This window comes from Pirellulales bacterium (genome assembly GCA_033762255.1).
Lineage (GTDB): Bacteria > Planctomycetota > Planctomycetia > Pirellulales > JALHPA01 > JANRLT01.
The window spans coordinates 39,652-64,590 of the sequence record JANRLT010000034.1 but is presented as its reverse complement, the minus strand read 5'-3'; the positions used below and the strand labels follow the sequence as shown (position 1 = coordinate 64,590).

Genomic DNA, 24,939 nt, shown 5'->3' with positions numbered 1-24,939 from the left:
CTGCGACACCACCGCGATGCCACCCTGCTGGCTGCCAAATGTGCCAAAGGCGACGTCGCTGTCGACATCCTCGTCCCCCCCCTGATCCGGGGGGGAAAACGCGGTGTAACCCACCGGCGCGCGGACCAATACGCGGTAGGTTGCCGGAATGGGCGTTTCAAATCGGTAATTGCCGGCGGAATCCGTAACGGTTGTTTCCAGCGGGATTGCCGAAAGATTGAAGAGCAGAACGACGGCGCCGGCCACGCCCCCTTCCCCCTCGTCTTGAAGGCCGTTGGCGTTTAAATCGGCAAACACGCGACCGAAGATGCCCGCCGGCGGTTCCACATGCCAATCGAACACTCGCTCGAACGAACGGCCGCTGCCGTCGTCCAAAAAATTTGGACCGTCTTTGGCCGTTAATAAAATGCGGGCAGTGCCGCTAAATCCGCCCAACGGCGTGAAATTCAACGTCGTGCCGCCAGGACTGATTGTGGTGACGACGCCATTGCCAAGCACCGCCGGTAATGTGCCATTCGCGGCTGTTTCCGCGTTCGGCGCGGGCCGAATATCGGCTGCGTTGACACCCGTGTAATCGCCATATTGGGCGTGGAACGCATTAGGCGAGGAGTCTCGCGCGACCACGCTGCCAGCCGGTTCGTCAAAGGTGTAGTACGCCCGCAGATTCGTCTCGCTGCCATACAGCCGGTAGGCGCGGTCGATGACCGTGGGATTTGAAATTCCCCAAATTCTCAATTCGTCAATGGAGCCGCGGAAGTAATTCAGGTAGCCCCCTTGGTTCGACGATTGTCCCTGGCCTAGGACCAGGCTTCCCAGGCTGGGTCCCGGGATGGAAACTGGGGTACCAAATCCACCTCCGCGGTCGATACCGTCCATCGTCAAACCGATGGTGTAGGAGCTAGAACCAAACGTCGCCAAGGAAATCGAAACATGGTGCCAGTTGCCATCGCTGGCATTGGCCGCGAACACGCCTATGTTGGTCGGGCCGATGCCCAGCGTGAATGTTTCGTCCGTCAGGCTGACGTGAATGAGCTGCGTGGCCGAGGTCGTCAGCCCCGACACCAGTGTTTGGAAGCCGGTATAGCTGGTCTTGTACCAGAATTCGAGCTTTACGCCACTGGCCAGTGGTGATAAGACGCTATTGGGAATGATAATGACGTTCCCGCTAGTGCCGTCGAACTTGCGACCGGCAAGGTTGACGTTTTGAGGCGGGGAGTCGTTTTCGACCGTGTAGGTAACGACTGAGGATTCGGGATCCGAGCCATACAGTGGCAACGCCAGCGAACTGGTTTGCGCCCTGGCGGCCGCGGACTGCGGATCGATGGAGGCCAGCACAGGCTGCTGATTGGCATCGAACGAGAATTCTTCCCAGATGGTGGCGCTGTTTTCGATGGCCGGGTCTAAAATGCCGCTGGCCAGCGCGTGCGCGTCGTTCCCCAGCGGATTGCCGGTCAAAGAGACTAGCTCATAGGGCGGAACGGGCGCAGCGATCCGCACCAGCCGGATCGCGTCGGCGGTTAAGACGCCGCCGCTTCCCGCCAGGCTGATCGTTAGCGAACGCAAGTCGGGGATCGCCGCCGGAGCACTGGCCAACGTGATCTGGCCCAGCGTTTGCCACGGCATTCCGTCGATCAACGAACCGAGCGGGGCAAACCGTTGGTTGACGGTGGCCAGGTTTTGGCTGCGGGTTTCGAGACTCGAGGTAAGCGTGTTATAGGTTTGATAACTGGCGGCGAACGTGGCCTGCGCGGCGCCATCCTGGTGTTGGGGCCAGGTGGCCAACACGGCGTATGTACCAGGCACCAGGTTGTTTAAAGTCCAGGAAGCGGCCGCATTGGCCCCCGCCTCGTTGGGATGAAAGCGGTAGTCGCCGTGAAAGACGCCGTCGACCGGATACAAATTTCCTTGCCACGGGGACGCGCCGACTTCCGCGTACGAGGCGCCAGGAATTTCGCCAGCGTGCAGGCTGGCCGGGCGATCGTCGGCCAAGCGGGTGGCGGCCAACGCCTCGATCCGCTCGATGCGGTTCTTGTCCAAGGACACATGCCGCAAATTGGGCAGTCTTTCGAGCGGCGCCAGATCCACGATCTGCTGGCTGATCAAGCTGAGCGAACGTAACTGCGACAGACCCGCCAACGGGGCCAGGCTGGTCACGTTAAAGCCGCCGTCCGCGCCGTTCGGTTTGCCGTCTACGCTCAGAAAATTGAGCTTGGTCAGATTCGCCAACGGATCGAGCGCGGCTATGAAGTTCAAATCCAAGGTGACGCCGCGCAGGTTTTGCAGTAGTTCCAATCCTGCGGCGGAGAAGAACTCATTCTTGTCGGCGGCCAGGTACTCTAGCCGGCTAGCCCCCAACGGAGACCCGACGTTGATCGGCGCGGTGCTGGTCCGCTTTTCTATCATGGACAGATCGTGCAACTCGTTGCCAGTCAGGCTGAGTGCGCGCAAGTTGATTGCTTGCTCCAGTTCCGGGGCGTCGAACAGGTTGCGGTAGCTCAGATCTAATTCAATCAAGCCCGCCAAATCGCTAGCTAGCACGTTGCGGGCGAACCGCGGCAAACCAAAATAGTTAACGGTTTCTGGAATGTTGAGGACATCGGCCAGGCTTTTGCGCAGATTTGGATCGCTGATGGTGATTTCGGGATCAAGCTGCGCGCGGACAAATTGGCCCGCCGATTCCGCCGCCGGGACATTCGCCAGCAAAAAGTCCCCGGCGGCATGGTCTCGAACCTCGGGCCCATTTAGGAGGAGCGTGTAGATCAAACCACCGTCGTTCGCGCTCAGGGCGAGCACATCCGAGACAAACAGATCGCGGCCGCCCCCTCCAAAAAGCGCGTCCAGATCCTCGTTCCCCAGCAAGGTGTCGTCGCCATCCCCACCCTGGATGTGATCTCGATCGCGCAATTCATATGTCGCGCGGGTTTGTCCGGCGGGGGGGGCGGCGATTTCCACCGTCACGTCCAACGGGTTGGCTAAACCGCTCGGCGCGTAGACGCGGGCGTAGTAGGTGCCAGCGGCAAAATGACGCAAATCCACCAGCGCCTTGCCGGCTGCCAATTGCCCTCCCCGTTCATCATAGACGTCGACCAAAGCGCCCGCGTTGGGCGTGACGGTCAGCGCGGTTTGTCCCGGTCCGTACTGAGTGATGAAATTGCCGTCGAGCTGGCCGGCTAGGGACTTGGCGATGTCCAGAACGATATTAGCCGAGGAGGAATTGACGCGAAATTGCAGCCGCGTTTTGCCTGTGCGAAGAGCCTCGCGCACAGCGGCGGTGACGTCGATTTCGGTGGTGCCGGTCGCGTCGATCAGGAACGAACTGTAATTGAACCGCGCGGCGGCGGTGGCGTCGCCGTAGCTAAGTTGCGAATCCCCTTCGGCGAACAGCGTTTCCACTTCCACGCTGGCACCCAGCAAGTCGCGAAAATTGACCGTTGTGGCGCTGGTGCCCGCGCTATAGACGATCGACAGGCCATCCTCGAACGTGTCCGCCACCATGATGGCTTGGGTCGCCCCGGCCAGTAAAAACGTGCTCGAGTTGTAAAATCCGCCAATGAGACCGTCAAACAGTTCCTTAACCAGCCCCGTGCCGGCGGTCGTGCCGTCGGTGCGATATAACTCTCGGTTGAGGGAGGAATTTCCCTGGTAGGCGGTAAAGTACAACGTCTGCCCCACCACGGTAAGCGACGCCGGATGGCTGCCATAAGTTTCACGGCCGCTGACGACCTCGGCATTGAGATCCGCTAACAGCGTGGTGCCGGGGGTCGAACCATCGCTGATCCAGAGTTCGACGCCGTGCGGGTTGGCTGGGCTTACCTGACGGTCGTTAACCGTCATGACCAACCGCGCGCCGGCCGCGAACGTGACCGCGCGTAAATTTCCCAGTTCCGAATTGAAGCCGGCCACGTTGGCGGGATCAAAATCCTTGACCAACATCGCCTCCGTCGTCCCTGGCGCAACCGCGCGCAACTGGTCGCCGACCACAAAGTACAGCCAGCCTTGAAACTCGGTGAGATTTTTGGCGAAGTATACATTCTGTCCCGGAATGTCGTTATAGGTGACGGGCTGCGTCGTCAAGGTGCCTCCCGAACGGAGAATCCGGAACAACTGCTGTTGGAAACCGCCCGAGACGTGCGCTGTCAGGAATGCCGCCGACCCGCTCGGCCCGCCGATGGTGATCAATTCGCTCGCGCTCACCAAGTTTGTCAGCACCGACACGGCCGAAGTCTGCCCCGGCTGGTGTCGAAAGAGCGCGCGGTCGCCGACGCCGCTGTCGGCCACAAATAGCAGGTTTTCGACCGGCGTCCCGCCGCCCACCGCGAACGACTGGAGGGTGCCCGCATTGAAGACCGGCGCAACGCCATTCCGCAGCACGCTCCGCCTACCGCCGGGCACCCCGGCGTCCAGCTCAAACAACCGGCCATTGTCGGTCATATAAATCGTCGACCCGACCTGGATCAGCTGCACTCCCACTGTGTTGACCGTGGCGATGCGGACGGGCACGCTGTCGGGCGTGTCCATCCGCCACAGCCCGCCGACCGAGCAAAAGTACAACTGATTGTTGATCAACTGCAGGAAAACCGGATTGGTCAAAATGACCGGCGCGCCGGCGTCGCTGCCGGTGGTGATTCGCGAGGTGCCGGAAAGCGTGCCGTTGCTGCGCCACAAAGCGCCGATATCGGCAACGAACAATTCATCTCCCCAGGCCACGCGCCTGGTCGCATCGATGACTCCAAAGTTGGGTGTTTCATAGTTGGAAGCCGCGTAATCCAGGCGCAGCGTGGCGTTTTGAACCAACGCGGTCGGGTCCTCCCGCAGCCGCAAGACCGACGCCAGGTCAAATTCCAGCAATCCTTGGCGGATGTTCCCCTGGCTGTCCGTATGGGCGGTGATATAGTCGAGCGATCCTCCCGAGGACTCGGGCGAGACAAAACCGCCCCCTGCTAGGGTCGTGGCGGTGCCTCCTTCGTGGGCGTGAATCTGATAAGGCCGCGCGGACCAGGGGGTCACGCTCAGATAATTGCCCGGTAATCCATCGCCCAGCGTGGTAAAGCGGTACCATTGCTCGCTTTCGTTGACGGCGGTGTCGGGGTCGTCCGCCGGCAACGTGCGATTAAACCCGGCGGGTTGGCCCGTCGCCCGATCCACTACAAACTCGCCGCTGCCAGTTACCGTGCGGTTAGTCAGCACGTCGAACACCGCTGGCAGTGTTCCTTGCAGCGGTGAACCATAGACGGTGTAGACGCGCCCCGCGTCGGACTTGAGCGTGCCCGCGACCACGTCGGCCGTGCGCGCACTGGCCCACAGATCGCTGATTCGATCGCGGTTCAAATCCAAAAACGCGTCCGTGGCCAGTCCATCCAAAAAGCCCGTGCCGCTGTCCGAGGTAATCACCGCGTCGGCATCGATCGTCAAGTTCATACTCGCGGGCAGGGCACTGGAGGCGATATCCCAAAACAGATAGATCGTGCCTGATGAAGGAGCGGCGGTCCCCGCGACCGTAATCGTTTCGAGCACGGCCAGGTCGGCTTTGCCATCGCCGTTATAATCTCCCACCGTCGGCACTAGCAAAACGTTGAGGCCGGTCGTGGGCCCGGTCCGCGCGATCGTGCGGTACGGCGAGATCGGACTGCCAAAGGTGGCGACCGTCCCCAGGTATAGCGCAACCGAGCCGGGGGACGCGACCGCGAAATCGTGGTAACCGTCCACCTGGTTGCCTAAAACGGTGTCCGGCCGTCCAATGTCGTTCAGCGCCACGGCTGGCGTCGCGCCCGTGGGAACCGTAAACGTCAAGGCGAAGTTATTCCAGTTAAAGAACGTGCCGCCGCCGTCCCGGCCGGTAAACAGCCGCGCTTCTTGGACTCCGGCATCGGTGACCAGAATATCATCCAGGCCATCGCCATTAAAATCGCCGACGTTACGCGCCGAAAAGCCGCTGCGGAACTGCTGGTTGGATCCCGTGAAGCGGGCCGCCAGTGAGAGTGTCCCCGTGGGATTGAACGGTCCGCCAAAATAGATGCTCAGAACGGGCGCGAAAGAGCCGTTGGCGCCGTCTTCCAGCACGGCGATATCGGCATAAGGGTCGTTATTGAACTTAAGAGTAAAGACTTCGGCTGGCGTATTGCGCGCGAGCGCGAGGTCCCGAAACGCGTACTTGACCTGGTCGGGATTTGACGTCACGTCAAATGCGGTTTCCAGATTTCGCGGCAGCAGCTCGTTGCCAAACAGCATGGTCATGTACAAGTTCGAACCGACGCGTTGATACCAAAGCAAGTCGGTGGTTCCCCGCACGTCGTCAAAGATGTTGCCGTCCAGATCATCGCCGTCGATATTCCCCAGGCTTCGCGCGAGCTGATAGTTAAACAAGTCGGCGCCGATATCCAACGGCAAGTACGCGTCGGCCCGCTCATTGGCGTTTTCCACGCGCGTGAAATCGAGCGGCCCATAAAACAGCGACCATTGGTCGCTGGACTGCACGGCAAAGTCGGGGATAAAATCGCCGTTGATGTCGCCGATTTGCCGCGGTAGGCCCAGCCGGTCGTTGGTTTTTGCCCCGGTAATATTCGCGGCCAGGCCGATCGCATGACTGGTGGATTGGGGATCGCTAAGATTCAGGCCTAGCGGGGGATCGGCTGGCGTGATTGGCAGCGGATTGGCCAATTGATACCGGTACCAATCTGTCGCCAAGGAGGGGGTCAGGGGGGGCGGCGGATTGTCGACAAACACGTTTCCGGCGTGGACTGACAAACTGCGGCCGGCCAGCGTGTCGGCCAAACCCAGGTCCGCATAGCCGTCGGCGTTAATATCCCCTAAGCCCGCAAAAAACCAGGCTTGTTGCGGTGGATTACCACCAGCGGCGGCGTAAAATGGCGCGGCGGGCTCGAAGATCAAATAGGGCTGCAAAACCGGGGCGGAGGGGCGCAGAAAATCGTTGGTGATCATGCCGCCGTTGACCGAGCTGGCAAAGACCTGACCAACTAGGTGCGAATTTTGCGAGCCGTTTTCCTGCAAGCTGTCGCTGAAGACCCGCTGGACTAGGCCCAAGTCATCTCCGGCTTGGCCATCGATATTGCCGAGTGGGACGGGGAAACCGCGTCCCCGCGCGCTATCGATCACGGTCCCGGCATTGGCCAAGGTGCTGCCGTCTGTCAAGCCGGTGCCGGTCTTTCCCCCGCTCGTCGCCGATCCGCCCCAGATGACGTAGCTGTCGTTGTTCCACCAGTCGGCGCCCGCTATCAACAGATCTGGAAACGTGTTTGCGTCGGCGTCGATGAGGTTGCCCGCCGTGAACAGTTCGGCGTAACCCAAGTTAGTCGGATGGTTCAACATCCGGTGCCCCAGCGCGTTCGCCGAATACTGCGTCCCCGGGGTCAAACTGGCCCCGTTGAAGATTTGGATGGAACTACCGAAGCCAAACGATCGGCGCACCAAGACCGCAAATTCAGGCAGGGAATCGCCGTTGAGATCACCGATCCGGGCCACGCTCCCGCCGAATCGGTCTCCGAAGTTCGCGCCAATAATGCCCGCCAGATCTGTGAGGGCATCCAATTGGACGTTTTGGATTCGCACTTGTATGTCATCGATAAAGAAACCTTCGTACTCGTTGTAAAGTTCGTCGCCGCTATCGAATTCAAACGCCAGCTTAATCGTTTGTCCAGCAAAACCGCTTAGATCAAGTACCAGTTCCTGCCATGTGCCGCTGGTTTGATTCAAGAAGACGGGAGGAACGGGCAACTGGCCGCTGTTGGAATTGACCTCGTTGGTACTGTTTGCGCCCAGTAGAATGTGGCTGGCCGGATCGGAAAAGTCCGTGGTGGTGACTTTGATTCGCGCGATGTCAAAGACGCTGGTGCTTCCTTCCGTTTGTAGAAAGTACTTGAGCGATAAGCGCAATTGCGCTCCCGCCGGCAGGCCGTTCAAGTCGAGGGTCGTTTCGGCCCGGCCCAGCACGCGAATGGGCGCATCCGGATTGGGATAGGCGAACGTACCCGTCCCGTCGATGCCAAAATAGAGCGAATGTTCGGGCGTGTGGTTGGTGTCGGCGGCCCGGCGTGTTGAGACGTGCCACAGGTTCTGTTGCGGAGTTCCGGCGACCGGCGTGGCCAGCCCGCCGATAACGCTGGCGGCCGCGTCGACGAACGAGAAACTGTCGAAACTGCCGCTGCCATTGTCCGAGAAATCGGCAGAGAACAGGTCGGCGGTTAGCGACCAGGGTTGCCAACCCCGCGGTGCAGTGACCGGCACACCGTACATCAGAAACACAGCCCCTTGATCGCCATTGTAAAAGTAGTCGCCGATCAATAGATCGTCTGCGCCGTCAAGGTTCAAGTCACCCGCGTTCGCCAGGCGAGCTTCGCCAAATGGAGTGATCCCCGTCACGACGATATCCGCCTGAGTGGTCAGATCAATGGTTGCGGGCAAGCTAGGACGCCCCAGCAAGATATTCACGCTACCCAGCGGGTTGGGATTATTCGACACCCCGACAACCGCGAGATCGCCGTAACCATCCGCGTTGTAATCTCCGGCGGTGACCAAATTGCCGTAAGCGAACAGATTCTCGCCCGTCAGATCAATCGGCAGATGCAAAGTCAGGTCAGGTTGACGCAACTCCGGGGTGGTAAGATCGGGTCCGCCAAAGTAGACGCTGGCAATGGTGGTGGAATCTCCAGTTTGACTGGAAACAAAGAGCCGCACCGCACCGATAAAGTCCGCATAACCGTCGCCGTTGAGATCGCCAATGCCGATCGCCACGGGGCGCTGGTTGGGATCGGGCGGGGTCAGGCTGGCCGCGGCGCTCTCCGCGCCGACATGAACCGTGGCGCCCAAACCAGCCGTGCTCTTGAGTGTCAGCGAATATGCGCCCAGTTCCCAGGCGGCCTGGGTGCTTGACCCATCCACGCGATTGAATGAACCCGTTTGCAGGCGCAGATAGCGCGCGGCCGCTCCACCGTAAGATGTGACCGCCAGGCTCCGCGCGTTCGGATCGGTCAGCCAAAAACCGATTCGCTGGTCTTGCTGACTGATTTGCTGGACATAAACCTTCCCCGCGAGTCCAGCGACGCTGTTGATTCGCCCCTGCAGGTACGAGATTACCGCTGGCAGCGTCGGCGTGGCGGCCGCGGTCAGCGAAACGGTGTACTCCACGCCATCCAGCGCCAGACGAAAGTTGTCGCTGGCCGTGGGAACGGCGGGACTGACGTTTTCGTAGTCGCCGCTTGTTAGCGCCTGGGCATTTACCACCGCCAGGGAGTACGGATTGACCACATGCAGTAGGTAATAATCGGGCACGCCGGCAAAGTTTTCGGCGGGGACCAGCGCCAGACCCGCGCCCGGGTCGTCGTCGCGCGCCGCAAACAGGTGCAACAGCCGCCCCCCCGCGCCAGTGCTGGAGTTGTAACCGTATTGGGCTAATACTCCGTTGAACGGCGATCCGGCCTGGCCCGCTTCGGGATTGTTGAATCGCAGTTCGAGCATGCCGCGTAAAAGTTGGGCCGCCTCGGCCGAATTGTACGACCGGAGAGCCTCTGGCGTTCTCAGAGCGTACCAATCACCGCGGTCGCCATAATTAAACGACAGATCCGCAATCACCACGTCGGAGGGCGCGCTGGTCTGAAGCGGCGTCAGGTCCTCTTTAAAGAGCGCCGCGAATTCGACTTTATCGTTAGCCGCGCCTCGGGCGTATTCGTAACGATCCGGGGGGAGCTGGCTAGCGCCGCCGGCCAGCCAATCGTCCTCCGTGCCGCCGGCAATCCGGTCGTGCCCCCCGCCGCCGCGGATCACATCGGCCCCCGCTCCGCCATCAATTTCGTCATCGCCAGCGCCCCCGAACAACCTATCGTTCCCCGCTCCGCCGAGGATCGTCAGGTTGGGATTGGCCCGTTGCGGTCGATCGGCGGGGTCAAATCCCCATTCGCCCCCCCGGATCAGGTACTCGGGATCGGCGTGGAATTCGTCATCTCCCGCCCGCAGGTCGATCGTGGTTCCTTCGGTTTGGGTGATCGTGTAATACGCGTAATTCTGCGCATATCCGCGCTCATTATTGCCGCCTGTTAGGGGCGCGGCGGTGGCCGCAAGCCCCAACGCCAGCGCGCTAGCGTTGGGCGCGGAGAGCGCGAGCGTCGCCGAGCCGCCCAGGCGCACCGTCGTCAAAACAATTCGGCCGCCGCGCACATCGGCCGCGACATCGCCCGCCAGTCCGGCGACGTTGATCGCCTCGTTGATCTGCGTGATTAGATGGCTAAACTGGCCATTCAAGCTGGTGGCCGCGGCTGGCACGGTAATCACCACCGGCAACCCGCCATTGATGGAAAGTGTAAAGATTGCGTCGCTAGCCAGACGGCCCTGCTCGAGGGATCCTCCCCCCGTGCGCGGACCGGCGGTATATACGGCGGCCGTGGGAAAGTTCTGCGCGACAAAGTCATTTTTCACGGCGTCCCATGCCCGCGCGGTCACTTCATACCGGTGCAACAGCGCATTCCAGCGGATAGCGGCGTGGTCATCAACGGCTTCCCCCTGGGCGTCCAGATCTCCCCCCAGAAATACGACTTGATCGTTGCCGCCGCCGCCATCAAAACGATCGCTGTAGGTGGGAATAAACGTTGCTTGTCCGGTTTGTGTGATCGAGCGCTGCCCGGCTTTGGTCAGCGCTTGCCCGTCGGGAAAAATCTGGTACAGGTCGTCGCCCTCCCCCCCCCACAAGAGGTCGCCCGCTTGTCGATCAAAACCGCCGGCCAGCACATCGTTTCCCGGACCGCCAAAGATCCAATCTTCGCCCGGCCCCCCCTGGAGCACGTCGTTGCCGGGTCCCCCCAGAATCACGTCTTTGCGGGTCACGATGATTGGATCCCCTAGGTCCTTCACCAGCCGGTTGGAAAGATCCAGCTGCCGGGAACCGTTTAATTGCGGAGCTAACTCATAGCGTGCGGGGCCAATGCCGCTGACGCGCAGCCAATAGTCGACGCCGGCGGTCAGACCTTGCAAAGAGAGGGCCGCCGGCGCGTTCCCCGCGAGCGCGGTCACGGCCGTCCGAATCTTGAGGGGCGCGGTGGGGGGCGACTCGACCAGAGTCACGGTCACCGGTCCGGCGGCTTCGAACAGATTCAACAACACTTGATCGCCCGTCGCGGCGGCTCGATCCAGGCGAAATTTGTACCAGGCCTCATCTACGCCGACGCGCAACGGGCGGCCTAGAATCGACGCGAATTCAGCAAGCGAGTCGAGCGGTTCGGGGGATTCGGGATCATCAATCTCGGTTGCGGCCGCTTGCGTCGTATTGGCCGCCGCGCCCGTGATAAATTCCAGTTCGTAAACCGTGGGTATAAGAGGGGTCTGGAGATGCAGGTAATATGGGGTGTTAGCCTGTAATCCCAATCCGCTTAAGTTCAGTTGTCCGTTGCTGGACGTAGCCAGGACCGTTTCGACGCCGCCAGCGCCCACCACGATCAGCCGCGCCGTAAGCTGGTCGGAGGCAGCCAAACCGCGGAACAGCAATTGCTCACCGGCGGAGGGAGGGGATTGAAGCTTGAATGAATACCAATCCTCATCGGTCGGGCTATCGATTGTCAGACCGCCCAGGACGATATTGCCGCTGATTCGATAGCTGGCCGGGTCGCCGGGCTGGAACGCGCGTCCCAGGTCATATGCATGGGCGCGATCGCCGTTCCCAAAACCGTCCGCGCGATTGTCGGTCTGGTCGATGAGGATCGGCTTGCCGGAAACATACTCGATCCGATCATCTCCCGCGCCCGCGTCGGTCCACACGCTTTTGACGACTGTCGGGCCAACAGTGACCACATCGTTCCCGGCGAGTGCGTCCACGATAATGGCCAGAAAATCCCCCTCCGGGGGGAGCAAACTGGACAGACCAAACGAACCGACAAAGCCAATGGCGGCGGTCTGTCCGTCACCCAGGCCCAGTTCCGCCGTTGCGGCGGCGTTCGTGGCGATCACTTGCAAGGCGGTGGTTTCGGTTTGCCGCTGGTTCAACTGGACCAGGCTCACGCGGTCGCCGTTGGGACGTGCCGCGATCAGCCCGGCCACGTCCGCGTCGCCGATGGCAGCGTTCAGATCGGCAATCAGGTCCGCCAAGCTGGTGTTCGTGGCAGTCTGGGAGGCAAGCAACCGAATTTCATGGATGACGCCGTCGAGCAAGAGGGTAAAAACAACATCGCCCGTCAGCCGACCGTTTGCGGGAGCGGCAATCGCGCCCGTGATCGCGCGGCCGTAAAAGTTGTCAGTCGGATTCCAGATGCGATTGCCGCTGGCGTCGGTGGCCTCAAAATCAAGTTGCACCTGGGCGTCGAATGTGAAGTTGCCGTTGTTTTCGGTCAAGCGGGTGATTAGATGATGCCCCTGCAGCACGCCCGGTTCGGTCACAAAGTCGACGGTGATCACATCGTTGAGGTTTGTGCCGCCGTAATACCAAACCTTGTCGGTGCTTTGCGCATAGTCCTTCCATTCGTCCCCGGCGAGCGTGCCGTCGCGCGCTTCAAACAGATTGCCGTGCCGGTCATATAGGCGATCGGGGGCGTTGGTCGGCGCGCCGTTTCCGTACAAAAAGTCCAACCCCGTGCCGCCGAACAGCTCATCGGATTGCGTGCCCCCCAGGACCCGATTGAGTCCGGTGTCTTCCAGTTGATAGATTCCGCCGCCGTCGTTGTCATACAGGTTGCCCGCCAAGTCGATAAACACCCCAAACTGGTCGCCCGGTCCGGCCAAGGGGGCGCGCGACCACGCGAAGAGCCGATTCTGCCCCTGGCCTCCCAGCAGGTCGTCATTACCCTGGCCGCCGTAAATCGTGTCCAGGTCCCCCGCCAACCCCTGGCCGATGCCGCCATCCCCCCACAGTTGATCGTCGCCGCCATAACCAAAGATCAGGTCGCTGCCAAAACCGCCGTCGATCCGGTCGCGCGCATTAGTGCCGGCAAGCAGGTCATTCCCCGGACCGCCATCGATGACCCCCACCCAGTCGTCGCTGCGATCGACCAGATCGCTCACGTCGAGCCGCGTCAAGGTGTTGCCGCTCAGAGTGGCGGTATCCGCAAACACGAACTCGATGGTGTCCGCCCCCCCCAGTCCAGAAATGCGAATTTGTTCGACCAGCGGCCGGCCGTTCGCGTCGGTTGAGTCGGCAAAATTACGCCAATCGGCGGTCATCCAGCGGTTGTTGAAATCGATCGCCAGGCGCGTTCCGGTCCGCGGCAGTCCGTTGACGGGATCATTGAAAGAATAGCCCACCTGCCCCAAGCGAATCGCATCGGCGGCGTCGGTCCCTTCAATCAACAGAATGTCGGTGGCGTTGTCGTCAGGCGTATCGCCAGCCGCGATATTGCCCAGGTGGCCGTCGAACACTTCGGGCAGCGGGGAAGCAAACGCCAGATAGGCCGGATTAACGTACTCGGTGTTGGTGTCCAAAAGCAGCATGTCGATGTCGGAGCCGCCGTAGAGGGCGTCGGAGCCGATCTGGCCCTCGAGCCAGTCCGAATCAAAGCCCCCCCAGATCGCGTCATTGCCGCCGCCGCCATAGAGACGGTCCTCGCCGCTGCCGCCGTACAATGTGTCCGCGCCGCCGATGAGCGCTTTGAGGGCGTTGTCGGCATAGTTGGGTCCGATGACGCCGTCCCCCTGGATCGTGTCGGCGCCGCTGTCCCCATACAGCGTGTCCGCGCGAATGCCGCCGTACAGCCAATCCCCTCCCGTCCCGCCGTGCAACTCGTCGCCTGTCAAGTTCTTTTCGGTGGCTACGTCGCTGGTCAGGGTGCTAAACGAGAAGCCGTAAAGGTAGTCAATGTCGTCGCCGCCAAAGAGCCGCTGGCCAGCCAGGATTTGGGTCGCGCCAGCCCCCGTGCCGCTATCGCCAAACAGATGATCGACTCCGGCGTCGCCGAACAGTTGATCGATGCCGGCGTCGCCGCGAAGCACGTCCTGGTTGGCGCCGCCGCGAATGACGTCGTCCCCGGCGCCGCCGCGGACCAGGTCGTTGCCCGCCCCCCCATCGACATAATCGCTGTCGTTGCCGCCGTCGAGATCGTCGTCGGCCCCGCCGCCAAACAGCCAATCGCGGCCGTCGCCACCGGTGATCAGGTCGCGGCCGTCTTCGATTTGGCCTTCAACGGAAAGTCCCACGAGCGCCGTGGGCACAATCCGCGGCATGCCCGCCGTGACGGACCAATTTGCGCCTGGAAAATTAGTGGGGAACACCAGGGCGGATTCGGTTCGTCCAAAGGCGTCGGCCGCGATCACCTCTTGTCCTCCCCACAAAACGTCGGAACCGAAACCACCCCCGATCCGGTCGTTGCCCGTTCCGCCAGAGATAAAGTCGTCGTCCGCCTCCCCTTGAATTTCGTCATCTCCCTCTTGGGCGTAAACCAGGTCATTCCCATCGCCGGTCCAAATGACATCGTTGCCCGCGCCGCAATAGACCAGGTCATTGCCGCTGGCGGTAAGAATCGTATCGTGGCCCAATTCGCCATAGATCTGATCGTTGCCCGCCAGCGTGACGATATAGTCACTGCCGGGACCGGCGCGAACGACATCTTCGCCAACGTCGCCATAGATGCGGTCCCGCTGCTCTTCGGTCAAATCGGTTGTGCTTTCGATCGGCGTGTCGCCCCAGATCGTATTGACGTCGGCCGCGTTGCCGCCTCCCAATTCGTTCACGCCGGCGTAGATGATGTCGGCCTGCGGGCCTCCTTGGATCGTATCGCTGCCCGCCAGGCCGTAAATCAAGTCATTGCCCCAGCCGGCATCAATCGTATCGGCGCCATCGTCGCCGATGATCGTATCGGCCTGATTGGCGATTGTCTGGCCAGCGGGCAGACTGCCGGACTCGGCGTCACCGAAAATCACATTGGTTTCTGTCGCGCTCCCCGCACCGCTGCCGCTATAGCCCAACCCGGCAAAGATGGTGTCGCGGCCCCACCCGCCGATGACGCGGTCGCTACCCAAGCCCGCGATGACGGTATCGTTGCCTGTTCCCGCGTCAATGATGTCGTTGCCCGCCAGGGCGTCGATGTAATCGTCGCCGTCGGCGGCCCAGATCGTGTCGGGACCGATGTCGCCATAAATGATATCGCGGCCCGCGCCGGCGTTGATGGTGTGAATGGAATTCGGATCCCCCCCGGCCTCCGACAGGCCTGCAAAAACGCGATCATCGCCGTCACCGGCATCCAGGTCATCGCTCCCTTGGCCGCCAAACATGGTGTCCTGGCCCCCCCCGCCCAAGAGCACATCGTTGTGGCGTCCTCCCTCGAGCCAGTCGTTGCCGTCGTTGCCTTCCAGAACGTCGTTGGCCAAGCCGCCATCCAGTCGGTCGTCCCCCGCTCCGCCATACAATAGATCGCGGCCGTCGCCACCGACGAGCGTGTCGTGTCCCTCCTCGCCGCGCAGTTCGTCGTCTCCCTCGGCCCCTTCCAGCCGATCATCGCCAGTGCCCCCCCAGGCCTTGTCGTTGCCCGCTTCGCCAAACAGTTTGTCGTGCCCCGCTCCCCCCGTCAGTTCATCGTTCCCCAAGCCGCCAAACAACTCGTCATCGTCCTCGTCACCAAACAGCTTGTCATTCCCCAGGCCCGCGCGCAGCGAGTCGCGTCCCGGACCGCCAAAGAGCATATCTGCCCCCAACCCGGCGGTGAGCACGTCATTGCCGTCGTTGCCAAAAAGCGTGAGCGCCGCGGTCGTGCCGCCGGCATTTACCACATCGTTTCCCGCCCCGCCATGCACCACCCCTCCACCCAATCCCAACGTGATAATGTCGTCCCCATCGCCGCCAAAGAATTCGACGGGCAACGATAAGGACTTGTCGATCGTGATGCTGTCGTTTCCTTTGCCCGCGTCGCCAAACAGGCTGGTGACTCCGCTAAAGATTTGCTGTTTGCCGCGGGCCAGGACAATCACCTCGCCATTTGCGGCTCCGCGAACGCGAAAGGCGTCGTCCCCGTTTTGATCAAGCAGCAGCGTGAGCTTGCCAGCGGCATCCTTGGTCCCCAGCATGGGGTCGGGCGACGGTTCCTCGCAATGGTGATCAAAACTGGCTAGCGTGGCCGAGGCGATCTCTTCATCGATGTCGACGATGGTGATCGGACCAAGCTCCACCGTGACAAAAAACGACGCACCGGCCTTGATTTCGCCGTGCAGGTCCAGCAGGCATTCCAGGCCCTGGTCCGCGACGACCTGATAAATTTCCGATGCATGGATACGGCCGCTGTCGTTGGGATCGTTAAGATTCACGCCCAGATTGGCGTAGACACCCCCTTTGACGCCGGCCGAGATATCGACCGGTCCCGCCTTGATGCCGGCAAACGCGCCCAGTTCGAGGGCTCCTTCCACAAAGACTTCGTCGACATCCGCGCCGGTGCCGTCCGGATTTTTGCGGTCAGAAATATAAAAGCCGTCAAAGACGTCGAGAAAGTCGCCGCTCTTGACGAACTTGGCCAATCCGGACGCGTCGTAGCCGAAAGCGAAGTTGGCATAACCACTGATTTGGCCTGACAAAAACGCGCTGAGGAACGGCGGAAAGATGCCAAAGACCAGTTCGAATCCGGCCTCCAGTTCCAGCGTGGGCATCTGGTAGGCAAAAAACACGATGTTTTCGGGATCCCCCCCCAGCAAGACCTGGAGTGCCGACAGCGGACTATCCAAAATGGGCGTGACGAATTTGCCGGCGCTACTGGCGCCGCCGCTCCCTTCGCCTAAGGTGTTGAGCGCGCCTGTCGAGTTAATAAAGTCGAGCACGTCGCCGACCAGCGGCAGCGACAGATTGATTCCCGGGATGGTCTGCGGGTTGAGCGCGCTTAAAGGGGTGCTGCGCAAGTCAAATGCCGGCAATCCGGGCCCAACGATGTCGAAATTGCCCAGTGGAATCTCGACGCCGTCGACCCGCCCGGCGGCGTCGGCCAACGTCAGCAAGAGTGATACCGCGTCGATAAATTTGCGGGTCTCGGGACTGATGGTGCCCCGCAATTCGGCCAGATCCAACAGTGTAAAATCTCGACCCAGCAGGTCCGAAACGACGGGCAGCCGCGCCTGAAGCACGTCCAGGACCGGCTTGATTCCCCCCAGAATGTTGTTAATCTCGCGCAGGGATGGACCCAGCAGGTTGCTGATGACCTCGCCCGCGTCCAGCCGGACATTGTTGAGCGATAGCGTCGGCGCGCTGCCAAAGGCAGAGCCGTTGGCCATGGTCGAGCTGTTATTGAAGGTCCAATCCAGGTTCAAGTCAGCCTTGATCATGGGAAAGGCCGCGTTGCCGCCGAAACTGGCCGTCAGCAGCAGATTGACGTCGGCCTGTCCCGTGAAGCGGGCGTCAATGATCTGGCCAAAGCCGGTAATGGTCGAAAGCTCGTTGAGCGAGAGTTTGCCGTCGTTGTTGGGATCCCGCAGATCCACGACAATCGCGCCTCCCAGGCGCGTGGGCGAGTTGGCGTCATCGCGCGCCTGGACCTGCAAGAAGCCCAGCGTGCCGGTGGCGTTAAAGCCCGGAATCGTCGCATCGACATTGAACGTTAACTCGTTGGCGGCGCTCGAGGATACAAAGAACCCCGCCGATTTACTGATCCCAAACCCGAAATTCCAGGTAAAGCCGGTGCGGAGTTGCACATCGCCATCCACATCCAAACCCAAAAACGGCAAGCCGATGTCAAAGTCGATCGGCAAATCGACCAGCGTCAGCGACCGTCCCAACGTCATGTCAAACCGTACTTCCTCGGTGCCGATGCCCGGCGAAGAAGGGTTAATCACCACGTCATCCACCTGCACGCCGTTGCCGTTCCGGTCTTGCAGCCAGTTGAGCCCGCCGGGACCTACGGCCTCATAAATTTTTTGCCGCAACGTGTCAACGATCATTTGCCCTGGCTGCGTCTGGTCCAGGTTATCGCGAACCCGATCGCGCAGGTCCTTGATAAATCCGAGCGCGTCCTGCAACTGGTCGCCAATCAGCGGCAGTTTCCCAATGAGTGCGCTGTTATCGAGGGCCAAATCAAGCACGCCAAACAACGCATCCCACCCCTCGCCAAAGCCATCCAGCGCCCCGCCCAAATTGAGCGCGTTGAAAACCGCGGCAAAGTCGGGCACGGACTGCGGTGCTGGCGGATTCGCCAGGCTGGACAACGGGAATTGCCACGTCAAATTCGGATGCGCCGGGTCCAGCGGGCCGCTGCGGTCTCGTTTGAGCACAGGTAGGTGCACCCGCATCTGGCCGGTCAACGGTCCAGCGGTGATGTCATCGGGCGTGAGCGCGTCAAATAGCAGCCGCCCTGACGGATCGGCGTTTGTCAGGTTAAAGGTAATGCTGGCCCGGTCATTTGGATTGGCTGGTGTGTCCAACAGTCCGTCGCCGTCGATCACCAACCAACCGGGGTTGCCGCCGCCGTTGCCAATGGCCACGCCCAGCGGCCCGACAGTGGCGTTAAAGTTGATTGCCGAACCGTTGAGTTTGGCCCCCATCGACGCGGAGGTGGTGTTGTACAAAAAGGGGCGGGGATTGGCCCGGTTGGTCAGGTCCAGACCCAGGTCTAAATTAAGATTGGCGGTCGCCGCGACGCTAAAGGCGGCCGTGCCGCGGGCGTCGACCAAGCTGCCCGCGCTGGCCAGACCCAAGTCGCTCAGGTCCAGATTTAGGTTTCGCTGCGCGCTGTAGCCGGCGTTAAAGTTCAGTTCGATCCGCAACGCCCGCCGTCCGGCGGTGTTGTCGGGGAGCAGTTCGACCGCCGGGCCGTCGGTATTAACGGTCAGGGGGAGCCCGAGCGCTTTTTCGACCGCTGTTTCCAGGGATTCTTCCATTCCGACCAAGGTTTGCACCGGATCGTCGCTAAAATCGTCGACGACCCGCTGAAACGTATCCTTGAGCCGCAGCAGATCCGCCAGACTCTCGTTGAGCACTGGAAGCTTTTCTCGCAAAAACGCCTGCCCTTCTAGCGAGGTCACATACGCCAGGGTTTGTTGTAGCAGCGTCAGCACGTCGTCTTTTTGGACCGCGCCGTAGTCGGCCAATTCGGCCAGTTGCGGGCCATAGTCCACCGACAAGGTGCCGGGATTGGCCAGATCTGTCCAACTGACCGTGACTCCCGGGTTGGCCGAGGGAGCGCCCCACGGCAACTGGCCACTGGCCGGGAGGGCAAAATTGGCGTTGCCGCCGATCAGCGGCGGGTTGGCGATCGTGCTGGTGTTCTTCATTCCGGCCGAGAACTCGGACCAGGTCAGACGACCATCATTGTTGGGATCTTTGAGCGTCACTTCGAACGTCGTGCGCGTGCTGCCGGAGCCGGGGCTGGTCGCCGTCGTCCCGTTCCCCAAGGCCACGGGGACCAGGTTGAGCAGCGCGGCGGCGTCGATGTCGGCGGCTGTCAGGTCAATGGCCCCCATTAACTTGGGAGCTAGGGGACCGTTGGTGACGATGTAAGCATGGTTTGACAGCATGTCGCCGTGCAGGGCGCTTCCTTCGAGCACGTAGTCGCCGGCCTCATTGGGTTCGCCGACAATTCCCAAAATCCCCAAGCCAACGCCGGCCAGCCCGGCCAGCGAGCTGTTGGCGGCCTTGACCGAAAATTCATTTACCGCGCCGCGCGTGCGGTCGATCAGGCGCAAATGATCGCCGGCCAATTCGACGGCAAACCCCGCCGGTCCCACGCTGGCCGGAATGGCCGCGGAGATCAACGACACGACGTTGGCAACCGTTTGCGCGCCATCCAGATTTACTTCGAATGCCGTTCCGTTGCTAAGCGTAATCCGCAAATCGTTCAGGCCGTCGGCGGGCCGGGGGTTGGGATCGCGGATGCCCTTGACGCCGCGGCCGGCGTTCAACGCGGACAGGGACGTCCCGGGCGTCAGCGTAAAACCGTTGCCGACCGGCTGGCTCAAATCGATCGCGATCTGAAATTGCACGCTCCCCGAACCGTCCAAATTAGCGACGCTGGAGGTCTTGATTTCACTAAGGTCCCCCAGGCCGTCGGGAAACGCCAGTGTCGCCTTTTTGTTCGCCAACGTGCTGGCCAACTGCAGATTAAGCGTCAAGACCTTGGTGGTGGGATTGTAAGCCCCGCCGGTCAGCGAGCTCCCCAGTCCACTGACAAGCTGTTGCAGCGACCCGACGGCGGGCCGCGCCTCGGTCTCTTGGAACAGGCTGGTTACGCGGTCCTGCCAAACTTTCTGCAAGTCGAGCGCATCCCCTAAGGTTGCGTCCAGCGTGAATTGCAACTTGGTCTTGAGGATGTCCGTATAGCGGAAATTTTGCAAATACGTTCCCAACTGGTTGAACGTCGCGCCTAATTCCGTCGGGCTAAGGTTGACCAGATTTTGCAGCCCCCCCAGTCCCGCGGTGTTGATCGTCAACGGGCCGCTAAACAGGTTATTCGCGCCGCCGACCGCGATCGCACCGGTTTGCTGCGCCCCAAACAGCGTGGCGGTTACCGGTATATTCCCAGTTGCCGAACCGGTGGCGTTCACGCTTAGTAGTTGTGCCAGGGGAAAATTGCGCAGTTCATTGAGCGTCCACCGCCCGCCATTGCCAGCGGGATCGAGCGGCGCTACCTGGATCGATCCTGATATCCCAAAGCTGGCATTCGTCGCGTTTAGATCGACAAATCCCCCTTGCAGGGCCACGGCCTTGCCGTTGGCGCTGGCGGCCAAGCTCACCCCCAGGTTTCCCACTTCGATAAAGAATGGGTCGGCCGCGGCGGCCGTCAGCAGGTCCAACCCAAAAGTCAGACTGGCCGAGACGGTCGTTGTCAGGTCTATCAGTGTGCCCGGCGATAGCCCCAATCCGGCGTTGAACGCGGCTTCGCCCAAATCGAGCGCCCGTTGCGTGACCTTGCTGTGGGTAAAATCGGCGGATATGCGATAAACCGAGTCCGTCAAATTGACGACCAAGTTGCTCAAGCCCGCCACGGGTGTTCCCTCAAACCACGATGTCAGTTCGGCCGTGGTCGGGGTTGGGTCGATTGTCAAATAGTCCGCCAGCGGGGCCAAAAAGTTGTTCGCCAGCACATTCTTTAAATCACCCGCTTGCGCTGGCGTAACGCCAGCGGACGGGGTGTTGACTATCGCGGCCGGATCGGTCGAACCTACCAGCGGCAGCAATTGGCCAAAGGCCCCGATTGTTTCCAGCCCTCCCAGCGCCTGGCCGGCGGCCGCCAGTCCATTCGCCAAGGTTGTTTGATCGATGGAACTCAGGAACAACGGCACCGTCGGAATACGGTTGAGCCGCCGCACGGTAAACGGGTCGCGGTCCGGCGTCTGAGAGTTGGGGTTGCCCGGGGATTTGAACTTTTTGACGGCCGACTCCGTCAGGGGGCCAATAATGCCATCAACCACCAGCGGTTGGTTATTTAGGTCGGTCACGCCCAAAAAGTTCAGCCGCTGCTGCAACTTCATCGACTCCAACACGCTATCACCCGGGCCAATCGCGTTTTCCCCCTCGCCCGACGCTCCCTCCACAAAGCGAATCACCTGAAAGTGCTCGACTTTGTCGGCCAGGTAAGTGACTTTGATACGTCCTTGAAAGCCGGGTTTGGCGGGGTCGGTATCGCCAAATAGATCCGAGCGCGTCCCCGGCGACAAGAAGAATCGGCCCGTGTTGGAATAGGTATTCGCGCCCCCTTCGACTCGTTCGGGAAATATGACATGGCCGAACACCTTGCGATTGGCGCCTTCCCCCAACGATAATTCGCGGTCACCGCGGGGGTTGTTACCGTTGAGCGTTAACCGCTGATTGGCCGCTCCGCCCGTCCCCAATACTTCGATACTCAATAGCGCAAATTGCGTGCCCGCCACGTCCGGCTGGAACCGTAGGATGTCGCCCGTGAACACCTCGTTGGGTGAATGCGTGATCAGCAGCCGCGCGTCGGGAAACGTCCACGCGCCGCGACCAAGTGTTCCGGCGACCAGGGTGTCGTCGGCGGCGTTATAATTCAGGTCGTGGACCACCGCATTGGGCAAGCCTCCGCCAAGTTTGGTCCAGGCAAATGTCTTTTGGGCTTCGTTTTCCGTCGTGGTAAACTGGACCCCCTGTAAGCCCCCCATTACGATCACGTCAAAGTCGGTTCCCTTAATAAACTCAAGCGACTTGATGCCAAAAAAGGTGGGTTGGACCTGCGGCGTCAGGTTTAACCAATTTTGCCCACGGTCGCGCGTTAGGAACACATCGGTGTCGGTGGCCACCACGGCCGTGTGAAAATCGGTCGGGTCGACGACCAAATCGACAATTCGGCTGCTCCGACCTTCAAAATTGATGGCGCTGACCTGGGTGGGCAGACCCGTGCCGGACTGCCGCAAAAAGACGTTGCCAATGCCCGTGGCCGCCCACAGGACGTCGGCGTTGGCGACGCCGTTTTTGACGCCGCCGGCGACTAGTCCGTTGATGACCAGCCCCAGCCGATTCTGCGGCTTGAACTCGTCCCCTTCGTCGACCAACTTGTCATTATCGTTGTCGGTCCCATCGGAATTGAAATTGACCAGGCCGCCGACGGAGCGGATCGTGGCCCCATTGTTTGACGATTCGTACAAGAAACCCGTGCCAAAGGCCATCCGTTTGGGATCGACCCTGTTGAGCGCGACTATGCTATAAGACTGCAACGTCGAGTCAAAGTTGGTATTTAACCGAGCGCCACCGGCATTCAACACAGACAGCGGCCGGACAATATTCGCGTCCGGGATCGCGCCCGGCACGTTGGGATTGTCCACCCGCCGTTCGGTATACGTGCCAAAATTCTGCGAGGACGTGAACTGCCGGGAAAACGCCGAGTTGCTGGCATCGACCACCACCCGGCCCCCGTCCCCCTGGTTGAGTGTTTGCCAGACCGGGTTCCCCTGGCCAGGTTGCCGGGCCGTCCCGTTGTCCTGCAAACCGGCGATGATCACATTTTGATGCTCGTCCCAAGCGACCGAGTGAAGTTCGCTTACGCGCAAGTTGCCATTGAGCGATTCCCATTGGCCAAAACCCCGGGGATTGCGGCGCAAATAAATACCGCCGTCATCCACCTCGATGAGCACCTTCTGGCCCGTGCCGGGATCGGTGACGATGATCAATTCGCGGCTGTCGGCATGCGGCGCCGAAAGGGGCAACTGCGGCTGCGCCGGATCACGCGCCGGAATATGCGTGAGCGCGGTCGCTTGCCCCGGACCAGGGGGCTGACTGGCATCCACGCGAAATAAACGGCCGGTAAAGTTCGTTGCGCCGATGGAATTGGGCGTGGGAAATGACTCGCCGCTGCCTGGCTGGCCAACGCTCCCCGGCTGCCGATCCCCTCCCAGATACACCAGATTGCCAAAATCCGGATCCGCCAGGATCGAAAAATGATCTTTCCCCTGACCGCCAGATTTTACGCGGGGTTGCAGGCCAAAGCCGCCCCCTCCTTCGTTGGTGGCGGGCGGTGTGAGCAGGCCCCAGTCTCCTACGTCGATTCGCTGGCCGGCCCCCGCGGGGGCGATGGCTTGGAATAGGTTTGTCAACTGCCCTTCGTTGATCACGCCCACAAAGATGGTCTCGCGACCTCCCGCGCGGCTGACCGAGAATTCGACATTGACGGTCTTTGCCGGTTGATTTTCGGGATGGATGGCGGTGTTGACAAAATTCGGACTGATCCGCGTCCAATCGACGCCGCCGTTGAGCGAGCGCCAGACACCGTTGTTGGTTCCCGCGGCGTCGTTGTCGATGAGCACGGTGTAAATCACATTGGGGTCGTTGGGGTCGACCGCCAGGTCCATGGCCCGCCCCTTGGGAAGGAACACCTGGCCGGTCAGGGGATTGATTTCTCCGCTGAGCTTTTGGCCGGTCGCGCCGGAATCGGTGGAACGATAAATTCCCGCGCCGGCATTGATATTGGAAGAAGTGTTGCTGGTGCTGACGGCGACCACGACTCGGCCACCGTGGGCGGCGATTCCGGCAACCTGTTTGTCCGTGAGCAGTTTGTCGCCGAAGGGGTTTTGAAAGGGAGCGACGGACCAATTTGCGCCGCCATCGAACGTGCGCAACAATCCGTTGAGCGTTCCCCCCGTTTCGCCAAAGGAACTGCGATGAGCGACACCGCCAAAAATGATTTGCCGCGGGGCGTTCGCCGTGTCAAAGGCCAGCGCGCCCACCGACAGCGACGGCAGAAAATCGGTCTGGGGCGTCCAGACGGGGTTGCCGGAGAGGGCGTTGGTGGTTTTCCAGATACCGCCATTGACCGAGGCGATATAGAGCGTGTTGGCATTATTTGGATCGGCCAGCACATCGTGAATAGCGCCGACGACCGGTGAATCGGCGATGCCATCGACCTGGCCGCCGGTAATCGGACCGGGGCCTTGCTCGCGCCATAAAAAGTCGGAAATCGCCAACAGGCAGCGCTCTTCGAGCGGTTCAAACCGCAGATGATCACGAATTACCCCGCTGATCGCGCGATGTTTGCGAAACTGCCGCGAGCGTGGTCGGGTGGATAATCGCGTCATTTTAGCACACTATTAGGAAAAGGACTGCACGTTCGAATAGATGTCAACAGCAATGGCCCCCTGCGATTCGCGGGCCCGTGGCGAGCTTTACCACGAGGACAACGCTCGGTATCCTATGGCGCGAAAAGCAGGCATATCGCGCATGAAAATTCTGAAAATAGCAAAAGAAAATCTCAACCCCCGGGCCAAATGACAGCATTGAACTGGCACATGGCTTGTGCATTCTAAAGCGTGATGCCCGGGATCGCGAATCTTTTTATGATAAATTCTTGAGTTTTTTTGATTTTGGATTATACAAGATGGAATACCTGCATTTAGGTTTTCACACGCTCACGATATCCTCATATTACCCCGTTACACTGCGGGTGCCCCAGTTTGTTTGTCAACCTGGGCAGTAAAGCCGCAAGAGGAAATAGATCGCAGATTGAACCTTCATCAACGTTCATTACCCGTTTAAGTCCCACTGGTCACTGCGTGACACCAGTAGACTGTGCCAACTGAGGCTACCCGCTAAAAATCTTTACT

At 60.7% G+C, this 24,939-nt stretch carries 1 protein-coding gene; it reads right to left on the bottom strand.

Annotated elements, in window-relative coordinates:
• Positions 1-24,414 (bottom strand): SdrD B-like domain-containing protein (locus SFX18_10005; protein ID MDX1963476.1); only part of this gene is annotated, 24,414 nt, incomplete at its 3' end.
• Positions 24,415-24,939 lie beyond the last annotated feature (525 nt).